The organism is Mycobacterium sp. Soil_C_30 (assembly GCF_057656995.1).
In genome coordinates this window covers 254032-271545 of record NZ_JBDGJH010000007.1, presented here as the reverse complement: position 1 = coordinate 271545, position 17514 = coordinate 254032, and the positions used below count along the sequence as shown (strand labels likewise).

At 68.9% G+C, this 17514-nt stretch carries 14 protein-coding genes and 1 pseudogene; 5 read left to right on the top strand and 10 right to left on the bottom strand.

The features are described from left to right. Window positions 1-34: 34 nt before the first annotated feature. From AC3A6P_RS16135 to mbp1, 4 genes and pseudogenes are all read left to right on the top strand, one after another. Window positions 35-1531: an FAD-dependent oxidoreductase gene (locus tag AC3A6P_RS16135; protein ID WP_487692651.1), complete on the top strand. Its 1497-nt coding sequence runs from the start codon at window positions 35-37 to the stop codon at window positions 1529-1531. Between the two features lie 169 nt (window positions 1532-1700). Beyond that, window positions 1701-2762: a helix-turn-helix transcriptional regulator gene (locus tag AC3A6P_RS16130; RefSeq protein WP_487692650.1), complete on the top strand. Its 1062-nt coding sequence runs from the start codon at window positions 1701-1703 to the stop codon at window positions 2760-2762. A gap of 66 nt (window positions 2763-2828) precedes the next feature. Then, the gene (locus AC3A6P_RS16125; protein WP_487692649.1) at window positions 2829-4937 is read left to right on the top strand and encodes a catalase; all 2109 of its coding nucleotides are present in this window, start codon (window positions 2829-2831) and stop codon (window positions 4935-4937) included. A 64-nt stretch (window positions 4938-5001) separates the two neighbouring features. After that, window positions 5002-5234 (top strand): annotated as a pseudogene (gene mbp1, locus AC3A6P_RS16120) (microaggregate-binding protein 1). Window positions 5235-5281: 47 nt separating this feature from the next. Here the strand turns inward: mbp1 and AC3A6P_RS16115 are convergent. From AC3A6P_RS16115 to AC3A6P_RS16075, 9 genes are read right to left on the bottom strand one after another with little or no spacing between them, the layout of a single operon-like run. Then, on the bottom strand, window positions 5282-6574 hold the full coding sequence (locus AC3A6P_RS16115; RefSeq protein ID WP_487692648.1) for a UDP-glucose dehydrogenase family protein: 1293 nt from the start codon (window positions 6572-6574) through the stop codon (window positions 5282-5284). Beyond that, window positions 6571-7503, bottom strand: coding sequence for a glycosyltransferase family 9 protein (locus AC3A6P_RS16110; RefSeq protein ID WP_487692646.1), 933 nt, complete (start codon window positions 7501-7503; stop codon window positions 6571-6573). The genes AC3A6P_RS16115 and AC3A6P_RS16110 overlap by 4 nt, the downstream gene beginning before the upstream one ends. Further along, entirely contained in the window at window positions 7500-8207 is a 708-nt protein-coding gene (locus AC3A6P_RS16105) for an SDR family oxidoreductase (RefSeq protein WP_487692645.1), read from the bottom strand. Before AC3A6P_RS16105 ends, AC3A6P_RS16110 begins: the two co-directional genes overlap by 4 nt. 24 nt (window positions 8208-8231) lie before the next feature. Further along, the gene (locus AC3A6P_RS16100) at window positions 8232-9620 is read right to left on the bottom strand and encodes a PfkB family carbohydrate kinase (RefSeq protein ID WP_487692644.1); all 1389 of its coding nucleotides are present in this window, start codon (window positions 9618-9620) and stop codon (window positions 8232-8234) included. Further along, window positions 9617-10183, bottom strand: a complete 567-nt coding sequence (locus AC3A6P_RS16095; protein ID WP_487692643.1) for a D-sedoheptulose-7-phosphate isomerase — start codon at window positions 10181-10183, stop codon at window positions 9617-9619. Before AC3A6P_RS16095 ends, AC3A6P_RS16100 begins: the two co-directional genes overlap by 4 nt. Beyond that, the gene (locus AC3A6P_RS16090; RefSeq protein WP_487692642.1) at window positions 10180-11199 is read right to left on the bottom strand and encodes a glycosyltransferase family 9 protein; all 1020 of its coding nucleotides are present in this window, start codon (window positions 11197-11199) and stop codon (window positions 10180-10182) included. Before AC3A6P_RS16090 ends, AC3A6P_RS16095 begins: the two co-directional genes overlap by 4 nt. After that, a complete protein-coding gene (locus tag AC3A6P_RS16085) occupies window positions 11196-12692 on the bottom strand; it encodes an HAD-IIIA family hydrolase (RefSeq protein ID WP_487692641.1) in 1497 nt (498 codons plus the stop codon). The genes AC3A6P_RS16090 and AC3A6P_RS16085 overlap by 4 nt, the downstream gene beginning before the upstream one ends. Continuing rightward, entirely contained in the window at window positions 12689-14344 is a 1656-nt protein-coding gene (locus tag AC3A6P_RS16080; protein ID WP_487692639.1) for a carbamoyltransferase family protein, read from the bottom strand. Before AC3A6P_RS16080 ends, AC3A6P_RS16085 begins: the two co-directional genes overlap by 4 nt. Before the next feature lies 1 nt (window position 14345). Further along, entirely contained in the window at window positions 14346-15329 is a 984-nt protein-coding gene (locus AC3A6P_RS16075; RefSeq protein WP_487692740.1) for an NAD-dependent epimerase/dehydratase family protein, read from the bottom strand. 70 nt (window positions 15330-15399) lie between these two features. On the opposite strand from AC3A6P_RS16075, the gene AC3A6P_RS16070 reads away from it, so the two are divergent. Next, complete coding sequence (locus AC3A6P_RS16070; RefSeq protein WP_487692638.1) at window positions 15400-16284, top strand: glycosyltransferase family 2 protein; 885 nt, start codon at window positions 15400-15402, stop codon at window positions 16282-16284. 2 nt (window positions 16285-16286) lie between these two features. Here AC3A6P_RS16070 and AC3A6P_RS16065 read toward each other — a convergent pair whose 3' ends face one another. Beyond that, window positions 16287-17510 carry a glycosyltransferase gene (locus tag AC3A6P_RS16065; RefSeq protein WP_487692636.1) on the bottom strand — a complete coding sequence of 408 codons (1224 nt, stop codon included), beginning with the start codon at window positions 17508-17510 and terminating at the stop codon, window positions 16287-16289. Window positions 17511-17514 lie beyond the last annotated feature (4 nt).

The window sequence follows — 17514 nt, the reverse complement described above, 5'->3', positions numbered from 1 at the left end:
TTTCAACCTCGACTCCCCGGGTATCGCGGACGGCATGACATCGCTGTGGCTGGACGGACATTCCGCTATCGAACGACCGGAGCTGGCCGGCCGCGACACCGTGGTGGACGTGGCGGTGGTGGGCGCGGGCATCACCGGACTGGTGACGGCGGTGCTGCTGGCTCGGGCGGGCAAACGGGTGCTCGTGGTCGAAGCCCGCACCCCCGGCGCGGTGACCACCGGCAACACCACCGGCAAGGTCAGCCTTTTGCAGGGCACGCGGCTCTCGAGCATCGAGTCCCGCCAAGGCCGTGAATTGACCGCCAACTACGTCGACGGCAACCGGGAAGCCCAGGCCTGGCTGACGGCGTACTGCGCCGACCACGGTGTGGCGACCCAACAGGAGGACGCTTACACCTACGCCCAGACGGCCAAGGGTGAACGCAGCGCCCGCAGCGAGTTCGAGGCCGCGCAGCGCGCCGGCCTGGATGTCACCTGGGAGCAGTCGCTGGATGTGCCGTTTCCCGCCCGCGGCGGGGTGCGGCTGGCCGATCAGGTGCAGTTCGATCCCATGCCGTTTCTGGACGCCCTGGCCGCCGAACTAGAAGACCGAGGTGGCCAGATCCTGACCGGCCGACGGGTCCGCACAGTGCAGACGGTGGACACCGAACTGCACCTACACTTCGAACAGCGGACCGAGGCCGACGAGCCCGTGGTGGCGGCGCGGCAGTGTGTATTGGCAACAGGTACACCCATTCTGGACCGCGGCGGCTATTTCGCGCGGCTCAAGCCGCAGCGGTCGTACTGCACCGCGTTCGCCCTCCCGACCGCCCCCACCCGAGGCATGTACCTGTCCACCGACTCGCCCTCGCGGTCGGTGCGCTACGCCCCCACCGCCGGCGGTGACCGCCTGATCGTCGGCGGTAACGGACACGTGGTCGGTCGCGGCTCCGAAGGGGACGCCATCGCCGATCTGGTGACCTGGACGCGGCAGTATTTCCCCGGCGCGCAACACACGCATTCGTGGTCGGCCCAGGATTACCAGCCCGTCCATGAGCTTCCCTTTGTCGGTCCCCTGCTCCCCAAGAATGAATCCTTGTTCGTGGCAACAGGCTTCGCCAAGTGGGGCATGACCAACGGCGTGGCGGCGGCGCTTCTACTGGCCAAGCACATCCTGGGCGGGCAACAGGCTTCGTGGGCGCGGGCATTCGCCAGCTGGACCGCCTCCGAGCGCTCAGGCTGGAGCGAGGCGCTCAAGGCCAATGCCGAGGTGGCGGTGCACCTGGCAGCGGGCTGGGTGACGCCCACCGTACGGTCGCGCGGGCCGGTGCGTGATGGTGCCGGAGTGGTCTCGGGTCCGCCCTGGCAGATGACCGCACGCAGCATGGTCGACGGCGTCGAACGGTGTGTGTCACCGGTGTGTACTCACCTGGGCGGGATCGTCGAGTGGAACGACGAGGCCAAGTCGTGGGACTGCCCGTTGCACGGATCGCGGTTCGCCCCTGACGGCACCGTGTTGGAAGGCCCGGCGACCAGGAACCTGTCCAGATGACCGATGACCATGGCCGTCAGCTGCCGTGGGTGACGCTGAGCGACGCACCCTTGACCAGGAGGCCATCTATTGCCACATTTGCTGTTGCAGAACAGAATTCACCTCGGCCAGCGATCGCCACCAAGGACATGAATGCAACCCTCATGCCCCTGCCGCCTACGGGCGTATCGTGAACACTCAGCGAGTCAAGATCCAGCTCGATGGCATCTGCCGTGGGGTCCCGATGAACGAACGACACCATTTGCACAGCCCGGAGCGTTCGGAGATTCATACCGGCGATCCGGAGGTGGTTCAGGACTTCCTGTCCGAGTCCTATGGCACAACGGTGCGCGTCGACCACCCCCACGGAGCCGGTGAAGGTCTGAACTACAAGCACACCCGGACCGCGGTGGGGGTATTCGCCACGGAGGTCATCAGTCAGCGCGGGAGTGTGCGCACCTCGGCCGATCGACTGGAGCCGGCCGTGATCTACCTTCCCGACAGTGGTCACGTCGAATGCCACGCTTCCGGCGAGATCGCCGTGGCCGGGCCCGGGCAGATGGTGTTGGCCCAGTGTACGGACGGACGGGTGGAGACCCGGACCTCTGATGTCCAGCTCCGGTCTGTTGTGCTCGATCAATACCTGCTGTTGGATGCAGCGCTGTCCTCCGCCGCCGCGATCCGCTTCACCGCCCAGCACCCGGTCGACGCCGTTGCCGCCCGGGTCTTCCGCCAGACCGCGGCCTTTGTGCAGGACAGCGTTCTCAGCGACGGCACCAAAGCGACGCCCCTGGTGATCGGTGCGGCCGGCCGGCTGCTGGCCAGTACGGCGCTGGCAGCGTTCGCGAACACCGCCGTGCGTGACACCGACGCCGTGACCGGCGCCGTCGAGAACACCCCGGCTGCATTGCGGAGGGCCGTCGGATTCGTGGAAGAGAATGCCGACAAGGACATTGGCATCACCGACATCGCCGCGAGCGTGTATCTGACGCCACGAAGCGTGCAGTACATCTTTCGCCGGTACCTCGACACCACACCCACGGAGTTCCTGCGCCGGGTCCGGTTGGAGCGGGCGCACAGTGACCTGACGGCGGCGGACAAATCCACAACGACCGTCGCGGGCACGGCTGCCCACTGGGGTTTCGCCCACACCGGCCGGTTCGCGGTGTTGTACCGGCAGGCCTACGGCGAGAGTCCGCACGAGACGCTGAGTTCGGGAAACCAGCGCCCTTCCACGTCTTTTCGTGCGTAGAACGGATACATCTGGGTACAGCTTCGCCGAGCCGAAGTCACCAGCCCTGACCAAGGAGGCGCATCCATGCCCCCAGCCCGCAAACCAGATCAAGCTGCTCCCAAGCGCACCCGATCGGCCGGGTCTCCCGTCGATGCCACCGACAGCGATCCATACGCCCAAACCGGCACCCATCTGACCACTGCGCAGGGCGTCCGGATTCCCGATACCGACCACTCCCTCAAGGCAGGCAGTCGCGGGCCGAGCCTGCTCGAAGACTTTCACCTGCGTGAGAAGATCACCCACTTCGATCACGAACGGATTCCCGAGCGCGTCGTGCATGCCCGCGGCGCAGCCGCCCACGGCGTGTTCGAGTCGTACGGCAACGCGAAAACGGTGACCAAAGCGGGATTCCTGGCCGCCAAAGGCAAGCAAACCGAGGTTTTCGTCCGGTTCTCCACGGTGCTGGGTTCGCGCGGATCCGCCGATACCGTCAGGGACACCAGGGGTTTCGCCGTCAAGTTCTACACCGACGAGGGCAATTTCGACCTCGTCGGCAACAACATCCCGGTGTTCTTCATCCAGGACGGCATCAAATTCCCCGACGTCATCCATGCCGGCAAACCGCATCCGGACCGCGAGATCCCGCAGGCGCAGTCCGCCCACGACACGTTCTGGGACTTCGTGTCACTGCACACCGAAGCCACCCACCACGTGTTCTGGAACATGAGCGACCGTGGGATACCCCGCTCCTACCGGACCATGGAAGGCTTCGGGGTCCACACCTTCCGGCTGGTCAACGCCAAAGGCAAGACCAGCTTGGTGAAATTCCACTGGAAGCCGGTGGCGGGAGTGCATTCTCAGGTGTGGGAGGAAGCGCAGATCACCGCCGGCTGCGACCCGGATTTCCACCGCCGCGACATGGCCGACGGTATCGAAGCCGGCGCGTTCTTCGAGTACGAGCTGGGCATCCAGGTGATGCCGGACGACGGATCCGAGACATTCGAGGGCATCGATCTGCTGGATCCCACCAAGATCGTTCCGGAAGAACTGGCGCCGGTGCAGCTCATCGGCAAGCTCACCCTGAACCGCAATCCCACCAACTATTTCGCCGAAACCGAGCAGGTGGCCTTCCACACTGGCAACTTCGTACCCGGGATCGAGCCGACGAATGACCCGCTGATGCAGGCTCGGCTGTTCTCGTACCTCGACACGCAGTTGACCCGGCTGGGCGGCCCGAATTTCACACAGCTGCCGATCAATCGACCGCACTGCCCGGTCAACGACATGCTCCGCGACGGTATGCACCAGACCGCGGTGCACACCGGCCTGGCTCCCTACAAGCCCAACAGCATCGACGGTGGTGAGCCGCTGACCGCCGACGAATCCGAGGGCGGCTACGTGCAGACGCCGCGGCGCATCGACGGCCAGGCGGTCCGCGCGCAACCGGCGTCGTTCGACGATCACTTCACCCAACCGGCGATGTTCTATCGCAGCCTGTCGGCTATCGAGCAGGCGCACATCGCCGAGGCGTTCACCTTCGAGCTCGGCAAGTGTTACGAGCAGGCGATCAAGGAACGCCAACTCCAGGTGCTCGCCAATGTGGACGCCCAGCTGTGCGAAACCGTCGCCGCCGGTCTCGGCCTGCCCGCCCCCAAGGGCAACCCGCCCGGCGAAGTCCCGGTCTCCCCTGCCCTGTCACAGGTGGTGACGGTTCCCGGCCCGGTCGCCGGACGCAAGGTGGGCATCATCGCCGACAACGGCTCGGACCTTGCCGGGATCACCGCCTTGGCCAAGGCGCTCGATCGCCAGGGCGTCGAAGCACTGGTGGTGGCCCCGTCGGGCGGGTTCCTGAAAGCCGGGCGGCGCAGCGTCGTGGTGGAGCGCACGTATCTGACGGCACGGTCTGTCGAGTTCGACGCCGTGGTGATCGCCGCGGGGACGAGCGCCGATCCGGACATCAAGGTCGCCCTGCTCCTGCAAGAGGCGTACCGGCATTGCAAGCCGATCGCCACCTGGGGTGACGGGGCCGCGCTGCTGTCTGCCGCGGGGATCGACCCGGGCGGCGTCGGTGTGCAGACGGCCGATTCGGCGAACGCCAAATTCGCCGGTGCGCTGGTGGCAGCCCTTGGCCTGCACCGGGTCTGGGACCGCGCGGAGTTGGTGATGGCCTCGCGGGTGGCCCCGGTCGGTTGAGCCGGTTTCAACTGCCCTGTGCGGGGGAAGCCCTCGCGATACCCGACCGGAAGGAGTACGCCGTATGGCAGACGACAGCGGACCTCGAGAAGGAATCAAGGGCGTCGTCAAGGACGCCAAGGGCTGAGCCGACGGAAGGGGTGAACCGTCACCGGGCGCGATGACCTGACTGAGAAAGGCAAGGCTCAGCAGGACAAAGCCGAGGCCCGGCGTGACGCGGCCCGCACGGAAGCCGAGGCCGGAAAGGCGCGTGTCGAGGCGAAAGCCTCAGGGGCGCGCCGGCAATCACACCAGTAAACCGATAAGGCGGTCGGGTCGGGTAGCCGGCCCGGCCGCCGCTCTGCTCAGATGCCGTGCGGAATACCGTTGCCGAGGTAGTGCAGACCGCATGCCTCGACCACCGGCCGGTCGAGCAGATTACGGGTGTCGACCACCGCGGCGCCGGCCGCGTGCCGGGCGATCACCGTCCAGTTCAACTCACGAAACTCCGGCCACTCGGTCAGCACCAGGATGACGTCGGCCCCTTTGGCCGCCCGGTAGGGATCGTCGACCCCGATGATCGCGTTGCGCTCCAGAGTCCGCTCGTCTATCGAGGCCAGCTTCGGGTCGTAAGCCTGGACATGGGCGCCTGCTCCGGCCAGATGGCGACAGACCAGAAGTGCCGGTGAGTCACGGACATCCGATGTACCCGCCTTGAAGGTCAGGCCCAGCGCCGCAATGCGCATCGACTCCATCCGCCGCCCCAGCCGGCGTTCGATCGCCGCCCGGATCCAGCCGGGTTGGTCGTCGTTGGTGCTGCGTGCGGCGCTCACTTCCGGCAGTGGAACGCCGTGATGCATTCCGGTGTGCACCAGTGCAGCGGTGTCTTTTGGCAAACAGGACCCGCCCCAGCCCGGTCCGGGCCGCAGGAACTGCGAGCCGATCCGTGGGTCCGCGCCCATCGCGCGGGTGACCGCGCCGATGTCGGCGCCCGTCCGGGAACACAGGTGGGCCAACGAGTTGACGAAAGAGAGCTTCACCGCCAGATACGAGTTCGACGCATACTTGGCCAGCTCCGCGCTTTCCGGCGTCATTGTCTGCGTGACGGCGGGATCCGCGCCGAGCACGGAGGCGACGGCATCGGCAGTGGCCGGGCTCCGCGCCCCGATCACCACGCGGTCCGGGCCCTGGAAGTCGGCGACGGCGTGGCCCTCGCGCAGGAATTCCGGAACCGATGCCACCGCCACCCCGGTGCCGGCCAGCCGGCGCGCCAGGTCGCGCGTAGTACCAACCGGCACAGTCGATTTCACTGCAATGACCGACCCCGCAGAGAGCACCCGGCCCAGACTGTCCACCACCGAGTAGACGGCGCTGACGTCGGCGGCGCCGTCATCACCGCTGGGTGTCGGGACGCAGACGAACACCACGTCCGCGCCCGCCAGCGCCGTCACCGAGGTGTCGAACCGTAACCGCTCGCCGGTTTGGGCGGCGCGGAGCAGGTCGCCGATGCCGGGTTCGTCGACCGTGCACGCGCCGCCGCGCAGAGCGGAGATCTTCTGTGCGTCGATATCGACGCACACGGTGTCCAGCCCCCGCTGCGCCAGGCACACCGCGGTGGTCAGCCCCACGTACCCGATCCCCACAACACCGGTCGTCATACCCGGCTCCGCAGTGCGGGTTCGGCGGCCGCCAGGACATCGGAGGTGGTGATCTCCAGCAGTCCCCCGTCCGGGCTGTCGCCGTGCGGATCGCCGGTGCGGCCCCGCCACAGCACGGTGTGGACGTCGCCGGTCCGCGGACCCCAGTGATCCGGTGGGGTGGGACCGAACAGCAGTACCGACGGCGTTCCCGTCGCGGTGGCGATGTGCGCCACGCCGGTGTCGCCGCAGATCAGCAGTTGGGCGTCTTGGATGAGTGCCATCAGGTCGGTCACCGTGAGGGTTCCGGCCAGCACCGCCGACGACGGTAGGCCCGCCCTGGCGGCGACAAACTCGGCGAGCAGCACTTCGCTGGGGTCGCCGGTGATGAGGACCTCGACTCCCCGCTTGCTCAGTTCCGCCGCCACCGCCACATAACGGTGCGCCGGCCACCGGCGTGACAAGGCGGACGCGCCGGGATGCAGGACCACCGAGCCGGTGTGCAGCCAGCTGCGCTTCGGTGAACTCATCCGCAGATCCTCGGGATCACAGTCGATTCCGAACCACTGCAGCATGGCGCACCACCGGTCCACCTCGTGGCAGTCCGACGGCCACAACGGGCCCGGGTGGTCCGGATGGTCCGGATGCGCATGGGTGAGCAAGCGGTGCGGTCGGGTGCGGCGCAGGTCGGCGATGCTCTGCGGGCCGCGCCCGTGCAGGTTGACCGCCAGCGTCGGCCGCGCCGGGAGGGCCCCGAGATGCCCCAGCCCGGGTGTCGGCAGCACGGTGTCGACAGCGCCGGTGAGAAGTGCCAACTCCTCCAACGGTTTCGGCGTCGCCAGGGTGATGTGCGCGTCGGGATGTGCGCGCCGCAACCCGCGCAGCGCGGGTACCGCGGTCAACAGATCACCCAGGCCCAGCGCCCGCAGAACCAGGATGTCTGCGGTCATGGCCAGGACGATTCGGTCGAAGCGGCCACCACCAGCTCACGCACCTCACATCCGGGGGGCTGACTCAGCGCGAACACCACGGTCTCGGCCACATGGTCCGGATCGTTGAGCACCGCGTCGGCCGGCGGCTTGTACTGCTCGGTGCGGCCGTCGAAAAAGGGGGTCTGCATGCCCCCGGGAATCAGTAGGGTGACCCCCACCTCGCCGGCCAGCTCGGCGGCCAGGGCCCGGGTGAAGCCCACCACGCCGAACTTCGACGCGCAGTAGGCCGTGGCATCGCTGACCGCTTTGATGCCCAGCGTGGAGGCACAGGTGACGATCCGGCCGTGGGAGCGCTTCACGTACGGCAGACTGGCGCGGATCACCGCCGCGGTGCCGATCAGGTTGACGTGCACGACGCGCTCCCACTCCTTGGCGGGCACGTCGGACAGCGTTCCGCACGCATCGATTCCGGCCGCGGTGAAGACCCCGTCGATCCGGCCGCCGCACCGGTCTGCCAGGGTCGCGACCGCGGCGTGCACGGCGTCGGTGTCGGCAAGGTCCACCGCGACAAACGGCACGTCGAAGCGCGGCTGGTTCTTGTCCAGCACCATCGGGGTGGCACCGCGCCGAAGCAGCGCCCGGACAGCCGCCGCGCCGAGTCCGGATGCCCCACCTGTGACGAGGACGTTGCCCAATTTGGGATTCTGGTTGTGTGGTTGCACGGATCAGCCTTTCGTTGTTCGGCTTCAGGACCGCGCGGCGGCGATCAGGTTGGACGAGGAGTAGCCGGGCACGGTGGGCAGCAGCACCACATCACCTCCACCGGCGCGCACCACATCGGCTTCGGGAAGGTCGTGCAGGGTGTAGTCGCCACCCTTGACCCAGATGTCAGGACGCAGTCTCCTCAGCGCCCGCTCCGGTGACAGCTCGTCGAAGATGCATACGGCGTCCACGCATGCCAGCGCGGACAGGACCCGCGCCCGGTCCTGGGCGGGCATCACGGGCCGAGTGGGACCCTTGAGCGCGCGCACCGAGTCGTCGGAGTTGAGCAGAACCACCAGCGCCGAGCCCAGTTGGCGCGCTCGCTGTAACAGTCGCACATGCCCGGTGTGCAGCAGATCGAAGCATCCGCCGGTAGCCACCAGAATGCTGCCGCTGCGCCGGAGTCGGGCAGCGACGGCTTCGATGTCGTCGCTCACCGCCGCACGGTCGGAGCCATCACCCGCCGGCACACCGATCGGTGCCAGTGCGGCCACCGTCGACATCGCCGACGCTGCGCCGGCGGCGACGAAGTTGGCCGCGGCGTCCACGGCCGCGACCACGGCGGCCGTGGTGTCCACACCGGAGGCCAGTGCCGAGGTGACCGCGATCGCGAATCTGTCTCCGGCGCCGCAGGTGTCACCGCGGGCGGTGACGGGGGCCGTCGGCCGCACATGGGTGGTGGCGCCGTCTCCGGTGGCGAGCAGCGCCCCGCGTCCGCCCAGCGTCACACACACCGCGCCGGCCTGCCACCGGGTGCGCAGTTCATGCGCCGTCACCGGCCCACAGCCGGCGCGCGAGAAGTGCTGTGCTTCGGTTTCATTGGGTGTCACCACGGTGGTACGGGCCACCGGTGCGGATCCACGCGGATGCGGATCCCACACCACCGGCACGTCGCCGGCGATGCCGGCCAGAAACTGCCGCAGTCCGTCGTCGGCGGTGACGCCGCGGCCGTAGTCGGCGATGCACACGGCATCGGCGCTCCGCACGGCGTCTCGTATCGAGTCGTCGAGGGCGAAGGGGCCTGCCCGGCCGGTGCCCTGGTCCAGGCGCATCACCGACTGCCCGTTCGCGCGGATCCGGGTCTTGGATGCGGTGGTCCCGTCGATGGGCAGCGCGCTCACCCGGACACCGGCCTCGTCCAGCAGTGCCCGCAGCAGCCGACCGTGCTCGTCGGTGCCCACAGCGGTGACCAGCACCACCTCGGCGCCGTGCCGGGCGGCCAGCGCGGCGGCCAATCCGGCGCCTCCTGGTCGTTGCCCAACCCGGTCCCCGTCGACCACCGGGACCGGCGCTTCTGGGCTCAGACGTGTTGCGGTGCCGTCGATGTCGATGTCGAGCATGGAGTCGCCGATCACCACCAGCCGTTGCGTCATCTCCGCGGCACCCCCATCGCGGCGTCCACCGCGATGCACAGCGCGTGCACCAGCAGCAGGTGGATCTCCTGGACGGTGGCGGTGGAGCCGGCCTCCACACAGATGGCGTCATCGCACATGGCGGCCAATGGGTTGGGCGCCGGACCCGTCAGGGCCCAGCTGCGCATGCCCACCTCATGGGCGGCTTTGACGGCGGTGAGCACATTTCGGCTCGAACCGCTGGTGGACAGGGCCACCAGCACGTCGCCGGGCCTGCCGTGCGCGCGGACGCCCCGGGCGAACATCTCGTCTTCGCCGTAGTCGTTGACCAGCGCGGTCAGTGCCGAGGTATCAGCGTGTAAAGCGATGGCCGACAATGGAACCCGCTCATCTCGGAACCTTCCGACGAGCTCGGCGGTCAGGTGTTGCGCTTCGGCGGCGCTGCCCCCGTTGCCGCAGGCCAGGAGCCGCCCGCCGCCGACGAGCACCTCGGCGAGGTGGGTACCCCACGCGGTGAGTGTCGGCGCCGCGGCGCCGGCCCGGTTGACGGCCTGGCCGAGGGCGGCGATGTGTTCGGCGATCATGGTCGACCTCCAAGGTGGGTGACGGCTTCCAAGAGTTCGGTGTCGGTGATCCCGTCCAGGCAGGGGTGTCCTGCGACGGGGCAGGTGCGGGCCCGGCTGTGCCGGCACGGCGCGTCCTGATCGCCGAGCAGTACCACCGGCCGGCCGTAGGGCTTCCACTGCGACGCCGGTACCACCGGCGCGAACAGCGACACCACCGGTGCACCCACGGCGGCGGCCAGATGCGCGGGTCCGGTGTTGGGGGCGATCACCACCTGGGCCTGTGCGTAGACCGCCGCCAGCTCGTCGAGTGTGGTCAACCCGGAGATGTCGATCCCGTGCGCGCCCGAAACCTCTGCGGCCAAGCCGCATTCGCCGCGGCCACCGGTGACCACAACCCGGTGTCCCGCGGCCACGAGGGCGGTCACCATGGCAGCGCTGCGCCGTGCGGTCGGCATACGTGCGGGCACCGCCGCGCCGGGATGGAACACGATGAAGGGACCCTCACCGATCAGGTCCGCCACCGGTTCCGGTACACCGGCCGGGGTGCGCACCCGCAGCGCGCCGTCGTCATCGGGGGGAAGCCGAGCCCCGCCCGCGGCGGCCAGCGACAGCGCACGCAGCGGTTCGGGCATCCCCTCGTCGACGTGGTGCCGGATGTCGAGCAACGTGCCCGGGTAGTCCTCGCAGATCGCGGCGATCCAGGGCACCGCGGCCATCCGGCACACCAGTGCCATGGGCAACGGGGACTGATGGAACGACGTGAAGATGAACACCCTGTCCGGCGCCACATCGTGCAGCTGTTTGACCAGATCCTCGACATGCCCCCGGGTGAGTGCCGGAGCGTCGAAGTCCACCCACGGGGCCTGCCACTCGATGATCTCGTCGACCCCGGGCAGCAGGTCGGCAGCTGCCCGGCCGCGCGGGCCCGCCAAGAACACCACGCGGTCGTGCGCAGCGGCGATGGCCCGCACCGCCGGTCCGGTGATGAGGACATCGCCTGCGCTGTCCAGCCGTGCCACCACCGCGGTACTCACCGGCACTCCCGTAGCACCATGGCGATGGCGGTCTCCAGGTCGGGCGCCACCTTGGCCCGCGTGCGGGCCTGGTCGACCTCGTGGGGCAGCGTGCGAGCCGTCGGCACCAGCACCGCTTTGGCCTCGGCCGCCAGCGCGGCCTCCACGTCACCGCCGGTGTCGCCGATCATCACGCACCGCGCCGGGTCGACGCCCAGCGCCGCCGCGGCATCGAGAACCATGCCCGGTTCCGGCTTCCGGCAGCGGCAGCCGTCATCGGCATCGTGGAGGCACACCTGCCAGCACCCAAACGGGCCGAGCACCGACTCGACCCGGGCATTGACCGCGCCCAATTCCTCATCGGTGATCAAACCCTTGGCCACCCCGGACTGGTTGGTCACCACCCCGAGCAGCAGACCGCGCCGCCGCAGTTCGGAAAGACCCTCGCGGGCACCGGGTTTGGGCCGCACACCGCGGGGATCGCGCAGGTAAGGACCATCTTCGATGAGGGTGTCGTCGCGGTCGAACAGCACGGCCAGGGGCGGCTGCGGCTGTGCCCGACGGAACCGCCACTCCCCCGCGAGCCGGTGACCGACGGCCGCCGGGGGAATCAGCACGCTACTGGCGGCCAGCGCCGCGATGTCGCGCGGAGTGCGCGGGCCCGGCAGGACGCGCCGCATGGTGAACTCCGCGGTCAGCCCCAGCCACGCCGCTGCACCGAACGCGGCCCAGCGTCGCCGGCGCAGCACCGCGGCCGCCGCGGCGGCGGTGGCCGCACCGACGGTGACCAGGTGTGCGGGCATCCGTCCCCGACCCTCGCCGATCTCGGTCCGCCACCGGTGGCCGTGCTTGCGTCGCATCAGCGCGTTGTCACGGTTACCTCGCTGGGCCCGAACAGAACTGAGCGGCGTGGCGGCGGCGACCGGATGAACGCTGCGGCGTGCGCCCCGCACGATGCGGCCGCCTGCGCGCACCACCCGCAATGCCAGATCGGAATCCTCCCGGTAGGCGCGGGGGAAGCGTTCGTCGAACCCACCGGCATTCACCAACTCGGTCCGCAGATAGGCCATGTCGGCGGTGATCCAGCGGGCATCGGCCAGGCGCTGGGTGCGGCGCTCGTCGTCGGTGGCCCGCCTGTCTGCCCGCACCGGTACCTCGATGATCGCCTGCGAGGCCGCCGCCTCCGCCTGGTCGGCCGCCCGCAGATCGTCGGTCAGGGCCGCCAGCCAACCGGGTTGCGGCAGGACGTCGTCGTCGAGGAAGCACACCCATCGGCTGTGGGTGTGCCGCCAGCCGAGGTTTCTGGCTGCGGCCGGCCCACGGCCACCACTGTGCAGAACAGAAATCGGCAGACGAGTCCACACACAGGGCAACCGTTGCGGCGCCTTGCGGTCGTCCACGATCACCACCGCTTCCGGGGTCGGTCCCGCCTCGGCGTCGAGGGCCGCCATGAGCTTCGACAGGGAATCCCGGCCGACGGTGGGGATCACGATCGAGAAACCGCTGTCGGTCATGGCCGCCGCCAGACGAGGAACGGACCGATTGCCAACAGGTCGATGGGGGCACTGCCGAAGCATTCGAGAGCGTCGCGTGGGCTGTCCACCATGGGCCGTCCCGCGGTGTTGAAGCTGGTGTTGACCACCACCGGCACACCGGTGCGCTCCTCGAACCGGCTGATGGTGTCATACAACACGGGATCGGAGGCGTCGACGGTCTGGATCCGTGCGGTGCCGTCGACGTGTGTGACCGCCGGAATGCGGGTGCGCCACTGTGGATCGACGTTGTGCACGAACAGCATGTAGGGGCTGGGAAGCGGTCCGTCGGTGAAGATCTCGGCGGCCCGGTCGGCCAACACCATGGGGGCCACCGGCCGGAACTGTTCGCGACCCTTGACCGTGTTCAGCCGCTCCAGATTGTCCACATGACGCGGGTCGGCCAGCAGCGACCTGCCACCGAGCGCGCGGGGCCCGTATTCGGCGCGCCCCTGGAACCACGCGACCAGGTGATTGTCGGCCAGGGCGTCCCCGACGGCCTCGGCGAACCGCACCGGTCGCTCGTAGCGCACCGCGGCCTCATCCAGGATCGCGGCGATCTCGGGCTCGGACCAGCCGCGGCCCAGTCGCGCAGACGGCATGGGAGTGATCTGCTCGCCGGCCTCGGCCGCCAGTGACAGAGCGGCCCCCAATGCCGTGCCGGCGTCGCCGGCAGCCGGCTGTACCCAGACGTCGCGGAAGCCGCCGTGGGCCCAGAGTTTGGAATTGGCAACACAGTTCAGCGCAACCCCACCGGCCAGACACAGGCTGTCGGTGTCGACGCGCCCGCGCAGCCAGCGCACCAGATCCAGCAGCACCTCCTCGACCACCAGTTGGGCACTGCAGGCCAGATCCGCGTGGTCGGGTTCGGGCCGGGCCAGGGCCGAACCGTCACCGGCGCCGCGCGCACGCGGCTCGGCGAGCTGCGCCCACGCCACCGACTCGGTGCGGAAACCGCCGTCGGGACAGTAGTACACCCGCTCCCGCAGCGCGTCGGCGAAGCGTGGCCGGCCGTAGGAACCCATCGCCATGACCTTGTATTCGTCGCTGGACCGCGTGAATCCGAGGTGCTCGGTGAGGTTTTCGTAGAACAACCCCAACGAGTGCGGCAGTTCCTGGGTGGCCAGCACATCGAGTTTTCCGTCGCGGTAGCGCCCCGCGAGCATCGAGGTGCGCTCACCGCGGCCGTCGACGACGAGAACCGCCGAGTCCGGCTGCGGCGAGGCCAGCGCCGTCGACGCGGCGTGCGCCACATGATGGCGGACGTGGTGCACCACGCCGGGGTCGAGACCCGGCAGCGCGGTGGCCAGGAAACGCGGTGCCCGCGCGGCATACAGGGTGCGCAGATACTCCCAATCGCTGTCGAGGCCGTCGAGGTGATCCGACTGGCCGTCCATCACCGTGGGGTCGTAGGAATAGCCGACGGCATCGAGCTGGTCGGGGGTGATTCCGGCCTGGGCCAGGCACCATTTCGCGGACTCGACGGGCAGTTCCCAGGTGGAGAACGGGACCGCCTGTTTGCCGTGCTTGCGCCGGGAGAAGCGCTCCTCCTCCGCGGCGGCGACAATCTGGCCGTCGATCACCACCGCTGCGGCCGGGTCGTGAAACACCGCGTTGACACCCAGTATTCGCATCTCACACCTCCGTCGTCGCCACGCTGCGCGGCTCGGCCAGCACGGCGCGGAACCACGCCACCGTCCTGGCCAGGCCGTCTTGGTGGGTCACCCTCGGTTGCCAGTTCAGATCGATGCGGGCCTTGCCGATGTCCGGGCAGCGCCGCTTCGGGTCGTCGGTGGCGGCATCGGTGTGCACCAGCGGTGCCGTGCTGTCGGCCAGCTCCCGGATCAGCTCGGCCACCTGCAGCACGGTCAGCTCGTGCGGATTGCCGATGTTGACCGGACCGGCGATATCCGACCGGGCCAGCGCAACCAGGCCCTCCACGGTGTCCTCGACGTAACACAGGGACCGGGTCTGGGTGCCGTCACCGGCCACCGTGATGGGATCGCCGAGGATGGCCTGCCGGCAGAAGGTGGGAACCATCCGGCCGTCGTCGACCCGCATGCCGGGTCCGTAGGTGTTGAAGATCCGCGCCACGCCGACATCGACGGAGCGGGCGCGGTGATGCGCGAAGGTCAGCGCCTCGGCGAATCGTTTCGCTTCGTCGTAGACGCTGCGTGGCCCGATGGGATTGACGTTGCCCCAATAACTCTCGGTTTGCGGATGCTCCAGGGGGTCACCGTAGACCTCGCTCGTCGACGCCAGGACCAGGCGGGCATCGTGGCGTTCGGCCACCTCGAGAAGTGCTGCGGTACCTAATGCACCGGCCCGCAGGGTTTCCAGCGGCAGCCGGTAGTAGTCGATCGGCGACGCCGGTGATGCAAGGTGGAAGATGGTGTCGAAAGGGCGGCTGTCCAACACCTCGGTCAGGTCCCGGGTGATGTCGTGGCGCAGGAACCGGTACCCGCGGCGGCTCTGCAAAGTGGATTCGGCGCCGCCGCACGACGTGGACAGGTCATCGACACACAGCACCTCGGCGCCCTCGTCGAGCAGCCTCGCACACAGGTAGCTACCCAGGAATCCGGCGCCCCCGGCCACCAGCACCCGTCGTGGATCACGTATCACCCGGCACCCCCACCCGTCTGTGTTGTGCTGCGTTTGAACGGGGTTGGCGCGGGTAGCCATGGCCCTCATGACCGCCGGAGACTCGCGAACCACCATCGTCATCGCGACCCGCAATCGCCGCGCCGAGTTGGAGAGCGTCCTGACGCGACTGCTGGACGGGACTCGGTGTCCGATCATCGTCATGGACAACAACTCCGATGACGACACCGCAGCCGCGGCGCGGCGGCGCGGTGAGCGGGTGACGGTGATCGAACTCGACGACAACCTGGGCGCGGTGGCCCGCAACATCGGTGTTGCTCGCAGCAGCACACCGTATGTCGCCTTCTGTGACGACGATTCGTGGTGGGATCCTGGTGCATTCGCGCGCGCGGAGCAGATCTTCGCTGACAATCCCGGTGTGGGTCTGTTGGCGGCGCGCACCGTGGTGTGGCCCGACTTCCGCGACGACCCGATGGTCGCCCTTCTGGCCAACAGCCCACTGGGGCACCGGCCCGGGCTGCCGGGACCGTCCATCCTGGGCTTCATGGCGTGCGCCGCGGTGGTGCGCAAGGCGGCGTTCGACAGCGTCGGGGGTTTCTCCCCGGTGCTGCACTTCCGAGGGGAGGAACAGCTGTTGGCGTTGGACCTGGCCGCGGCCGGCTGGCAGCTGTGCTACTGCCACGATCTGGTTGCGGTGCACAAGCCGTCCAGGGCCCGCCTGCCGGGACCGGCGCAGCATGCCCGGGTGCTGCGCAATGAGGCGCTGACCGCCTGGTTGCGCCGGCCCGTTCCGGTGTGCCTTCGCGCGACGGCGGCCCTGGTGCGCGCCATGGCGACCGACAGGGCCTATGGCACCGCGGCGGCCGAGGCGCTGCGGTTGATGCCCACCGCGCTGCGCCGGCGCCGGAGGTTGCCCGCCGAGCTGGAGGCTGATCTCAGGTTGCTGGAGGAGCCGGCCCCCGGTCGGATGTGACCTCATCGTGTCTGGGCCTGCGAGAGCCCGGCAGCCTGCAGTCGCGCCGCGGTGAGCCGGTCGTAGATCCGGGCCGTGTCGGCGGCGATACGGTCCCACGAGTAGCGCGACTTCGCCCGGTCCCGTCCGGCTCCGCCGAGCCCCCGCGCGAGAAACGGCTTGTAGAGGATCTGGTTGGCGGCGTCGGCGCAGGCTTCCGGGTCCTGTGGTGGTACCAACCGCCCCGTCACCTCGTCGACCACCGTGTCGAGCATTCCGCCGACCGCAGACGCGATCACCGGCACACCGCAAGCCATCGCCTCCAGTGGCACGATGCCGAAAGGTTCGTACCAGGGTGTGCATGCCACCACATCGGCTGACCGGAACCATGCGGGCATGTCGTCGTGGGCCACGGCACCGGTGAAAAGGACGCGGTCGTCGACTCCGAGTTCTTCCGCCAGTGCGCGCAACCGGCAGGCTTCCGGGTCGGCGTGCAACTCCGATTCGGCGGGTCCGCCGACGATCACCAGCTCTGCGTCATGAATCTTGGGTAGCGCCCGGATCATCACGTCGAAACCCTTGCGGGGCACCAGTCTTCCCACCGAGACGATTCTCTTGCGGCCCGTCCGCCGGGCACGTTCACCCACCGGGGAGAACCGGTCGGCGTCGACACCGCACGGGACCACCGAGATCTGGGCCCGGGACCGGCCCATCCTGATCAGTTCGAACACCTCGTCGGTACAGGTCGCCGCCACCCAGTCCGCCCCTTTGGCCACCAGCATCTCGAGCTGCAGCCGCGCCTGTGGGCTGGTGTCCATGGCGCCCTGGTAGCGCCGTTTCACCACACCGAGAGCGTGGAACGTCTGTACGGTCGGGACCTGGGTGTTCTTGGCGGCCAGCTGTGTCGCGATACCCGACATCCAGAAATGCGCGTGCGCCACATCGGGACGACGCCGGTGCCACCGGGTGTCGAGGAACTGGGCGAATTCGCCCATGTACCGGAGCAATTCGTCTTTCGGCAGGATCTTCGGCGGCCCCGCGGGCACATGGGTGACGCGGTAGCCGTCCTCGGTGGGCACGTTCTCCGGCAGATCCGGGTCGTCGCGACGGGTGTAGACGGTCACGTCGTGTCCGCGTCTGGCCAATGCCGCTGACAGCGCGGCGACGTGGACATTCTGTCCTCCCGCGTCGACGCCGCCCAGCACTGCCAGAGGGCTGGCATGTTCTGAGATCATCGCTATCTTCACGCGC

Excerpts from the sequence above, each read along its gene's own strand:
- AC3A6P_RS16080 (WP_487692639.1), bottom strand. The coding sequence starts at position 14,344 with ATGCGAATACTGGGTGTCAACGCGGTGTTTCACGACCCGGCCGCAGCG.
- AC3A6P_RS16110 (WP_487692646.1), bottom strand. The coding sequence starts at position 7,503 with ATGACCGCAGACATCCTGGTTCTGCGGGCGCTGGGCCTGGGTGATCTG.
- AC3A6P_RS16070 (WP_487692638.1), top strand. The coding sequence starts at position 15,400 with ATGACCGCCGGAGACTCGCGAACCACCATCGTCATCGCGACCCGCAAT.
- AC3A6P_RS16095 (WP_487692643.1), bottom strand. The coding sequence starts at position 10,183 with ATGATCGCCGAACACATCGCCGCCCTCGGCCAGGCCGTCAACCGGGCC.
- AC3A6P_RS16125 (WP_487692649.1), top strand. The coding sequence starts at position 2,829 with ATGCCCCCAGCCCGCAAACCAGATCAAGCTGCTCCCAAGCGCACCCGA.
- AC3A6P_RS16135 (WP_487692651.1), top strand. The coding sequence starts at position 35 with ATGACATCGCTGTGGCTGGACGGACATTCCGCTATCGAACGACCGGAG.
- AC3A6P_RS16115 (WP_487692648.1), bottom strand. The coding sequence starts at position 6,574 with ATGACGACCGGTGTTGTGGGGATCGGGTACGTGGGGCTGACCACCGCG.
- AC3A6P_RS16100 (WP_487692644.1), bottom strand. The coding sequence starts at position 9,620 with ATGACGCAACGGCTGGTGGTGATCGGCGACTCCATGCTCGACATCGAC.
- AC3A6P_RS16085 (WP_487692641.1), bottom strand. The coding sequence starts at position 12,692 with ATGACCGACAGCGGTTTCTCGATCGTGATCCCCACCGTCGGCCGGGAT.